The organism is Streptomyces sp. SPB074, assembly GCF_000154905.1.
Lineage (GTDB): Bacteria > Actinomycetota > Actinomycetes > Streptomycetales > Streptomycetaceae > Streptomyces.
The window spans coordinates 1,904,411-1,913,804 of record NZ_GG770539.1 but is presented as its reverse complement, the minus strand read 5'-3'; the positions used below and the strand labels follow the sequence as shown (position 1 = coordinate 1,913,804).

At 73.2% G+C, this 9,394-nt stretch carries 8 protein-coding genes; all 8 read left to right on the top strand.

Annotated elements, in window-relative coordinates; genetic code table 11:
- Positions 1–447 precede the first annotated feature (447 nt).
- The 8 genes from thrB to SSBG_RS07570 all read left to right on the top strand — a co-directional run bounded on the left by thrB (position 448) and on the right by SSBG_RS07570 (position 9,298).
- Positions 448–1,365, top strand: coding sequence for a homoserine kinase (gene thrB / locus SSBG_RS07605; RefSeq protein WP_008745616.1), 918 nt, complete (start codon positions 448–450; stop codon positions 1,363–1,365).
- 437 nt (positions 1,366–1,802) lie between these two features.
- On the top strand, positions 1,803–3,875 hold the full coding sequence (gene rho / locus SSBG_RS07600) for a transcription termination factor Rho (RefSeq protein WP_037869177.1): 2,073 nt from the start codon (positions 1,803–1,805) through the stop codon (positions 3,873–3,875).
- 355 nt (positions 3,876–4,230) lie between these two features.
- Positions 4,231–5,337 carry an LCP family protein gene (locus tag SSBG_RS07595; RefSeq protein ID WP_008745614.1) on the top strand — a complete coding sequence of 369 codons (1,107 nt, stop codon included), beginning with the start codon at positions 4,231–4,233 and terminating at the stop codon, positions 5,335–5,337.
- A gap of 187 nt (positions 5,338–5,524) precedes the next feature.
- Positions 5,525–5,752 carry a 50S ribosomal protein L31 gene (gene rpmE / locus SSBG_RS07590; RefSeq protein WP_007822028.1) on the top strand — a complete coding sequence of 76 codons (228 nt, stop codon included), beginning with the start codon at positions 5,525–5,527 and terminating at the stop codon, positions 5,750–5,752.
- A gap of 162 nt (positions 5,753–5,914) precedes the next feature.
- Positions 5,915–6,988 carry a peptide chain release factor 1 gene (gene prfA / locus SSBG_RS07585; RefSeq protein WP_008745613.1) on the top strand — a complete coding sequence of 358 codons (1,074 nt, stop codon included), beginning with the start codon at positions 5,915–5,917 and terminating at the stop codon, positions 6,986–6,988.
- A gap of 99 nt (positions 6,989–7,087) precedes the next feature.
- A complete protein-coding gene (gene prmC / locus SSBG_RS07580) occupies positions 7,088–7,933 on the top strand; it encodes a peptide chain release factor N(5)-glutamine methyltransferase (RefSeq protein WP_008745612.1) in 846 nt (281 codons plus the stop codon).
- A 76-nt stretch (positions 7,934–8,009) separates the two neighbouring features.
- Positions 8,010–8,657 (top strand): L-threonylcarbamoyladenylate synthase, encoded by a 648-nt coding sequence (locus SSBG_RS07575; RefSeq protein ID WP_008745611.1) that lies wholly within the window; start codon positions 8,010–8,012, stop codon positions 8,655–8,657.
- Positions 8,654–9,298, top strand: coding sequence for a low molecular weight phosphatase family protein (locus tag SSBG_RS07570; protein ID WP_008745610.1), 645 nt, complete (start codon positions 8,654–8,656; stop codon positions 9,296–9,298). The genes SSBG_RS07575 and SSBG_RS07570 overlap by 4 nt, the downstream gene beginning before the upstream one ends.
- Positions 9,299–9,394 lie beyond the last annotated feature (96 nt).

Here is a 9,394-nt window from a genome sequence, read left to right as displayed (position 1 = left end):
CCGCGCGGTCCCGGGCCCCTGTCCGTCTTGACGCCCAAGACACCGACGGGTGCGATTCCCGGCCCTCCCCGCCCCGTGAAACCCGTGCAAGGCATCCGCAAACGCCCGAAGTCGCGGGGGTCGCACGCCCCCCGGACGACACGCGTCATGCGCCTCCCGTGCGCCCTATGTCGCGGCGGGCGCTTCCTTCGATAGGCTGTGCCCCACCTGCCCCGCCGCTTGTGCCGCGGTGCCGCTGCCGTTGTGGCCGTACGATCCCACGCGCCCGGATGCGATCCGGGCGTTCCGGGGGGATTCGCCGGAAGCGTGGAAAATCCCCGCCCCCGCACCCCAATCCCCACCACCCCGCCCCGCGACAGTCACCGCGAGGGCCGCCGCCTCCAGCGGCTCGCCCCGCGCCGCACGGTGCAGTCCCCGCCCGAGGAACACAAGGAGAGTCCCCACGCGATGGCCGGTCCCGCCTTTCGCGCCGCCGCCGTCCGGGTGCGCACCCCCGCCTCCAGCGCCAACCTGGGTCCCGGCTTCGACGCCTTCGGGCTCGCGCTCGGCCTCTACGACGACGTCGTGGTGCGGGTCGCCGACTCGGGGCTGCGCATCGACATAGCCGGTGAGGGCAGCGAGACCCTGCCGCGCGACGAGAAGCACCTCCTCGTCCGGTCCCTGCGCGCCGCCTTCGACCTGCTCGGCGGGCAGCCGCGCGGCCTGGAGATCGTCTGCGCCAACCGCATCCCGCACGGGCGCGGGCTCGGCTCCTCCTCGGCGGCCATCTGCGCGGGGATCGTCGCCGCGCGGGCCGTCACGACCGGCGGCGAGGGCCGGCTCGACACCCAGGCGCTCCTCGAACTCGCCACCGAGATCGAGGGGCACCCCGACAACGTCGCGGCCTGCCTGCTCGGCGGGTTCACGCTTTCGTGGATGGAGAGCGGGCTCGCCCGCGCGGTGCGGATGACGCCCGCCGACTCCGTCGTCCCCGTCGTCTTCGTCCCCAGCCGCCCGGTGCTCACCGAGACCGCCAGGGGACTTCTGCCGCGTACCGTGCCGCACGCCGACGCGGCGGCCAACGCGGGCCGTGCCGCGCTGCTCGTCGAGGCCCTGACCAGGCGCCCCGGGCTGCTGTTCACGGCGACCGAGGACCGGCTCCACCAGGAGTACCGGGGCCCGGCGATGCCCGAGTCGCTCGCCCTGGTGGAACGGCTGCGGGCGGACGGGGTGCCCGCGGTGATCTCCGGCGCGGGACCGACCGTCCTCGCGCTGGTGGACGAGGAGGCGGCCGACAAGGTCGCCGGGCTCGCGGGCGGGGAGTGGGCCGCGGCCCGTGTCCCCGTCGACAGCGCGGGCGCGAGTGTGCTGCCGCTGGCGCCGTGACCCCACGGTCGCCGCACAGGAGAGGGGGAATATGTGTTGGATACGGTATTGTTAATCTCAACTGCGCACCCGATCGCTTTCAGGCGAGGTGCGACGTGTCTTCGCCAGGAATCCGGGGCCGCCCGGAGCGCCGATTTTTCTCGGGGCGCCGGTTCTTCCCGGAACGCCGGGGCGGGACACCTCATCTTCCGGGAGTCCCCGTATCGCGCCGTGCCCCGCACGGAGCGGCACCGAAGCGCTCCGGAACGGGCGTGAACCGGTCCTGTGACACGCACTTCTGGTGACACGGCCGAGTCAGGCGTCTTCACCACCGTATTCCTCCGCCTCTTTGGCGGTCCATCGCCCCGGCGCCTCCCCTTCGCAGAGGACCACAGCCGGACAGCACAACCGGTCGCCGAGCCAGACAGGCCGACGTCCGCTCCAGGGAAGGACCCTTCGTGAGCGACACCACCGATCTGATGGGCGTGAGTGCCGACAGCACGGCCGAGGCTGCGCCCATCACGGACGCCGCCCCCTCCACCGGGACCCGGCGCCGCCGCGGCACAGGGCTTGAGGGCATGGTGCTGGCCGAACTCCAGCAGGTCGCCTCCGGGCTCAAGATCAAGGGCACCGCGCGGATGCGCAAGAGCCAGCTGATCGACGCCATCAAGGAGGCGCAGTCCGGCGGAGGCGCGCCCGCGGCCGAGCCGGGCGCCGAGGCCAAGCCCAAGCGCCGCGCCACCTCGAAGGCGCGCACCGGCGAGGAGGCCCCGAAGGAGGCCGCCGCGCAGGCCGCTCCGGCCAAGGAGCAGGCGCAGCCCGCCGAGAACGGGCTGCAGCAGATCGACATCCCCGGCCAGCCCGCCAGCGAGGTCCCCGGCGGGGAGCAGCGCCGCAGGCGGCGTGCCACGGCCGAGGCCGGGAGCCCCGAGGCCGCCACCGAGCAGCCGCAGGCCGCCGAGCAGCCCCAGCGCGAGAACCGCGAGGAGCGCGGCAGCCGCGAGAACCGGGACAACCGCGCCAAGCAGGACCGCCAGGACGGCGGCCAGCACGCCCAGCAGCAGGGCGGCGGGCAGCACGGCCAGCACGACGGCGACAACGCCGAGGGCCGCTCGGGCCGCGACCGCGACCGCCGCAGGGGCCGCGACCGCGACGGCCGCGACAACAACGGCCGCGACCGCGACAACCGCGACAACAACCGCCGCGGCAACAAGGGCGACGACCAGCAGGGCGGCGGCGGCAACCAGAGCCGCCAGAAGCAGCACGACAACCGGCCGCAGGACGACTTCGACGACGACGGCGGACGCCGTGGCCGCCGGGGCCGCTACCGCGACCGCAGGGGCCGTCGCGGCCGTGACGAGATCAACGAGCCGCAGGTCAACGAGGACGACGTCCTGATCCCCGTCGCGGGCATCCTCGACATCCTCGACAACTACGCGTTCATCCGCACCTCCGGCTACCTGCCCGGCCCCAACGACGTTTACGTCTCCCTCGCCCAGGTCCGCAAGAACGGCCTGCGCAAGGGCGACCACGTCACCGGCGCGGTCCGCCAGCCCAAGGACGGCGAGCGGCGCGAGAAGTTCAACGCGCTCGTGCGCCTCGACTCGGTCAACGGCATGGCGCCGGAGACCGGGCGCGGCCGGCCAGAGTTCCAGAAGCTCACCCCGCTCTACCCGCAGGACCGGCTCCGCCTGGAGACCGACCCGGGGGTGCTGACCACGCGGATCATCGACCTCGTCGCCCCGATCGGCAAGGGCCAGCGCGGGCTGATCGTGGCCCCGCCGAAGACCGGCAAGACCATGATCATGCAGGCGGTCGCCAACGCGATCACCACGAACAACCCCGAGTGCCACCTCATGGTCGTCCTCGTGGACGAGCGGCCCGAAGAGGTCACCGACATGCAGCGCTCGGTGAAGGGCGAGGTCATCTCCTCGACCTTCGACCGGCCCGCCGAGGACCACACCACGGTCGCCGAGCTGGCCATCGAGCGCGCGAAGCGCCTCGTGGAGCTGGGACACGACGTCGTCGTGCTCCTCGACTCGATCACCCGCCTGGGCCGCGCCTACAACCTGGCGGCCCCGGCCTCCGGGCGCATCCTCTCCGGCGGTGTCGACTCCACGGCGCTCTACCCGCCCAAGCGCTTCTTCGGCGCCGCGCGCAACATCGAGGACGGCGGCTCGCTCACCATCCTCGCCACGGCGCTCATCGAGACCGGCTCGCGCATGGACGACGTGATCTTCGAGGAGTTCAAGGGCACCGGCAACATGGAGCTCGTCCTGGACCGCAAGCTCGCGGACAAGCGGATCTTCCCCGCGGTCAACGTCGACGCCTCCGGTACCCGCAAGGAGGAGATCCTTCTCGCCGGTGACGAGCTGAGCATCGTCTGGAAGCTGCGCCGGGTGCTGCACGCCCTCGACCAGCAGCAGGCGATCGAACTGCTCCTGGACCGGATGAAGAAGACCAAGTCCAACGCGGAGTTCCTGCTCCAGATCCAGAAGACCACGCCCGGCACCGGCAACGGCGGCGAGTGAGGTCCGGGACCCCAGGGGCCCGTACGAAGGCCGGGGGCCGCTTTCCCGCGAGGGAGGGCGGCCCCCGGCCTTTCGCGCCGCGCCCGGCGCCACCGCGCCCGGCGCCACCGCGCCCCTGAGCCCGCATCCCCGCGCCCCCGTACCCCCGCCCGCGTGTCCTTCGCCACAGCACGTGAGCGCCCCCGTCCCTGCGCCGCCCCGGAAAACCGCAGGCAGCTCGCGTGCGAGGGGCGGACGCCGGCTCGGACGGGCTCCGTCGTGATCACAGTCCGTTGTGCGACGCTGGCGAGATCCGGCGTCGTACTGACGTGAGCACGCCGGGACGGGGGAGCGAAGCGACAGAGCTGAGGAGCGCATGACCGACACCCCCGCGAACCCCGAGGGGTCCCGCCCCCACCGGGGCGGCAAGGGGCGCCGCCGCAAGCCGCGCGCCCGCCGCAAGGGCCTGCTGGTCGCCGCCTGGGCGGCCGCGGGCGTCGTCGTGCTCGGCGGCTCGGGCCTCGGCTACGCGTACTGGCACCTCGACCACAACATCAAGGGCGTCGACATCGACGCGGCGCTCGGCAAGGACCGGCCCGCCGACACCGGCAACGGCTCGATGGACATCCTCGTCCTCGGCTCCGACTCCCGCTCGGGCAGCAACGCCGAATACGGCCGCGACGAGGGCTCCGCGCGCTCGGACACCGCGATGGTCGTGCACGTCTACGAGGGCCACAAGAAGGCGAGCGTCGTCTCGATCCCGCGCGACACCCTCGTGGACCGTCCCGCCTGCGCGACGGACGGCGGGAAGACGGTCCCCGCCGCGCACCAGGCGATGTTCAACAGCGCCTACTCCGCCGGCGGGCCCGCGTGCGCCGTCAAGACCGTCGAATCGATGTCCGGCATCCGCATGGACCACTACGTCGAGGTCGACTTCACGGGCTTCAAGAAGCTGATCGACGCGCTCGGCGGCGTCCCGCTCACCACGACGAAGCCCATTCAGGACGCCTCCAGCCACCTCAGCCTGCCCGCCGGGAAGCACACCCTGGACGGCGAGCAGTCCCTCGGCCTCGTCCGCACCCGGCACGGCGTCGGCGACGGCAGCGACCTCGGCCGCATCCAGCTCCAGCAGGCGTTCGTCAAGGCGCTCATCGACCGCGTCAAGCACGTCGGCGTGCTCGGCAACCCCGCGAAGGCGTACAAGCTGGCCGGGGCGGCGACGAGCGCGCTGACGACCGACTCGGGGCTCGACTCGGTGGGCGGGCTCGCGAAGTTCGGCGGCTCGCTCAAGGGCGTCCGCACCTCCGCCACGACGATGGTGACCCTGCCCGTCGCGTACGACCCGCAGGACGCCAACCGGGTGCTGCCCGACACCGCGAAGGACGCGCTGCTGTGGAAGGCGCTGCGCGCCGACCAGCCGGTCCCTGCCGCCGCGCTGCACGGCACGACCGAGGGCGGCGCCGACGGGGTCGTCAAGGGCTGACCCCGGCCGGCGGGCGCCCGGCTCACCGCACGGCACCGGCGGGCGACCCTCCGTACGGGAATACGAGTGCCCCCACCCCGGTTTTGGGGGATGCGGCCAGTGCTGGCAAACTGGTACGTCGGTCCCGGTTCACGCGGCGCCATCCCCGGCTCCGCGACCCGGCACCCTCCAGAACCTAGGAGACACCTTGAAGCGCGACATCCACCCCGAGTACGTCGAGACGCAGGTCAGCTGCACCTGTGGCGCGTCGTTCACCACCCGTAGCACCGTCCCGTCCGGCACCATCCGCGCCGACGTGTGCTCCGAGTGCCACCCGTTCTACACGGGCAAGCAGAAGATCCTCGACACCGGCGGCCGCGTGGCCCGCTTCGAGGCCCGCTTCGGCAAGGCCGCCACCGGCTCCGCCAAGAAGTAGCGAGCCGAACGCGCCGGTCATCGGCCGCCCCACGGGGCGGCCGGGACCGGCGCTTTTTCGGCAGTGGCACGCCCCCCGGCGCCCACCGGCCCTCCCCAGCGGTCCCCTGCGCGGCCCAGCCCCCCCGCAGCCCTTCCACGTACGCGATTTGGAGCCCGGAGAATGTTCGAGGCGGTCGAGGAACTCATCGGCGAGCACGCCGAACTGGAGCGCACGCTCGCCGATCCCTCGGTCCACGCCGACCAGGCCAACGCCCGGCGGCTCAGCAAGCGCTACGCCGAGCTGACGCCCATCGTCGGCACCTACCGGGCCTGGCGCGCCACCGGGGACGACATCGCGACCGCCCGTGAACTCGCCGCCGAGGACCCCGAGTTCGCGGCCGAGATCAAGCAGCTCGACGAGCGCCGCGAGGAGCTGACCGAGAAGCTGCGCCTCCTGCTCGTCCCGCGCGACCCGAGCGACGACAAGGACGTCATCCTGGAGATCAAGGCGGGCGCGGGCGGCGACGAGTCCGCGCTCTTCGCCGGGGACCTGCTGCGCATGTACCTGCGGTACGCCGAGCGGGTCGGCTGGAAGACGGAGATCCTCGACGCCACCGAGTCCGAGCTGGGCGGCTACAAGGACGTCCAGGTCGCCGTGAAGACCAAGGGCAACGCCAACCCCGAGCCCGGCCAGGGCGTCTGGGCGCGGATGAAGTACGAGGGCGGCGTGCACCGCGTGCAGCGGGTGCCCTCGACCGAGTCCCAGGGCCGCATCCACACCTCCGCCGCCGGGGTCCTCGTGACCCCCGAGGCCGAGGAGGTCGACGTCGAGATCAACCCCAACGACCTGCGCATCGACGTCTACCGCTCCTCGGGGCCCGGCGGCCAGTCCGTCAACACGACCGACTCCGCCGTGCGCATCACGCACCTGCCCACCGGCGTCGTCGCCTCCTGCCAGAACGAGAAGAGCCAGCTCCAGAACAAGGAGCAGGCCCTGCGCATCCTGCGCTCGCGGCTGCTCGCCGCGGCCCAGGAGGAGGCCGAGCGCGAGGCGGCGGACGCGCGCCGCAGCCAGGTGCGCACCGTGGACCGCTCGGAGAAGATCCGTACGTACAACTTCCCCGAGAACCGCATCTCCGACCACCGCGTCGGCTTCAAGGCGTACAACCTCGACCAGGTGCTCGACGGGGAACTCGACGCGGTGATCCAGGCGTGCGTGGACGCGGACTCCGCGGCCAAGCTCGCCGCGGCGTGACAGCGGGCGCGCACCCGTGACAGCGCGCGCAAGCGTGACCGAGAGCGGCCCCCGGGCCGCGGCAGCCGGCGGCGCCGGCGCCAGAGGAAGGACAGGCGCGTGAACCTCCTGCTCGCCGAGGTGGCCCAGGCCACCCAGCGGCTCGCCACCGCCGGCGTGCCCTCCCCGCGCAACGACGCGGAGGAGCTCGCCGCGTACGTGCACGACGTCAAGCGCGGGGAACTGCACACCGTCCCGGACGCCGACTTCGACGCCCGCTACTGGGAGGCGATCGCCCGTCGCGAGGCGCGCGAGCCGCTCCAGCACATCACCGGGCGGGCCTACTTCCGCTACCTGGAGCTCCAGGTGGGCCCGGGCGTCTTCGTGCCGCGGCCCGAGACCGAGTCCGTCGTCGGCTGGGCCATAGACGCCGTGCGCGCGATGGACGTGGTCGAACCGCTCGTCGTGGACCTGTGCACCGGCTCGGGCGCCATCGCGCTCGCCCTCGCCCAGGAGGTGCCCCGCTCCACGGTGCACGCCGTCGAGCTGAGCGAGGACGCCCTCGTGTGGACCCGCAGGAACGTCGAGGGCTCCCGCGTCCACCTGCACCAGGGCGACGCCTTCGCGGCCCTGCCCGAACTCGACGGGCAGGTGGACCTGGTGATCTCCAACCCGCCCTACATCCCGCTCACCGAGTGGGAGTACGTGGCGCCCGAGGCCCGCGACCACGACCCGGAGATGGCGCTCTTCTCCGGCGAGGACGGCCTCGACACGATCCGCCGCATCGAGCGCACCGCGCACCGGCTGCTGCGCCCCGGTGGCGTCGTCGTCGTGGAGCACGCCGACACCCAGGGCGGCCAGGTGCCGTGGCTCTTCACCGAGGAGCGCGGCTGGGCGGACGCGGCCGACCACCCCGACCTCAACAACCGCCCCCGCTTCGCGACGGCCCGCAAGGCCCTCCCGTGAGCCGCCAGGCCCCGCACGGCCCGCACCGCACCGCGCACCACCCCACGCACCTTTCCCGCGAACAGGAGACCCGCTGATGGCACGGCGATACGACTGCGACGACGCGACCGACCGCGCCACCGGCCTGCGCGAGGCGGCCGCCGCCGTCCGGCGCGGCGAGCTGGTCGTCCTGCCGACCGACACGGTCTACGGTATCGGCGCCGACGCCTTCAGCGCCGAGGCGGTCGGCGACCTGCTCACCGCCAAGGGCCGTGGGCGCAACATGCCCTCGCCCGTGCTCATCGGCTCCCCGAACACCCTGCACGGCCTCGTCACGGACTTCTCCGAGACCGCCTGGGACCTCGTGGATGCCTTCTGGCCCGGGGGCCTCACCCTCGTCGCCCGCCACCAGCCCTCGCTCGCCTGGGACCTCGGGGACACCCGGGGCACCGTCGCGATCCGGATGCCGCTGCACCCCGTGGCCATCGAGCTCCTCAGCGACTTCGGCCCCATGGCCGTCTCCTCCGGCAACCTCACCGGGCACCCCTCGCCCGAGACCTGCGACGCCGCGCAGGAGATGCTCGGCGACTCGGTCTCCGTGTACCTCGACGGCGGTCCCACGTCCGGAAACGTTCCTTCCTCGATCGTCGACGTGAGCGGTGAGGTCCCCGTCCTGCTGCGCGCCGGGGTCATCGACACCGAGGAGCTGCGCAAGGTGGTACCCCATCTCAAGGTGGCCAGTTGACGGCCCCCGGCGAAGGCCGGGACATACCCGGGGACCCGCCCGACCCTCCCTTCCGCATCCTCCACGTCAGCACCGGGAACGTGTGCCGCTCGCCGATCACCGAGCGGCTGACCCGCCATGCCCTGGCGGCCCGGCTCGGGGCGCGCGCGGGCGCCGAGCTGATCGTGGAGAGCGCGGGCACCTGGGGCCACGAGGGCGCGCCCATGGAGGAGAACGCCGCGGCCGTGCTGAGCGAACTGGGCGCCGACCCCGCCGGGTTCCGGGCCAGGGAACTGCTCGACGCGCACGTCATCCACGCCGACCTCGTCCTGACCGCGACCAGGGACCACCGGGCGCAGGTGATCTCGATGGGGCACTCGGCCGGCCTGCGCACCTTCACGCTCAAGGAGTTCACCCGGCTCGTACGGGCCATAGACCCCGCGACGCTGCCGGACACGGCCGATCTCGCCGCCCGGGCCCGGGCCCTGGTCCGGGCCGCCGCCGCGCTCCGCGGCTGGCTCCTGGCGCCCACGCCCGAGGCGGACGAGGTGCACGACCCCTACGGGGCGCCGCTGACGTTCTTCGAGGCCATCGGCGGGGAGATCAGCGAGGCGCTCGACCCCGTGATCAACGCCCTGACCGGTGCCGAGGTGGCCCGCTGAGCCGGTGCCGCGGCCCGGTCTCCCGGCCTCGCGGCCCGGTGCGTGCGGCGGGCGGTACGTCCCCCGTGCGACGAATGTGCGGTGCGGGCGGTTAGG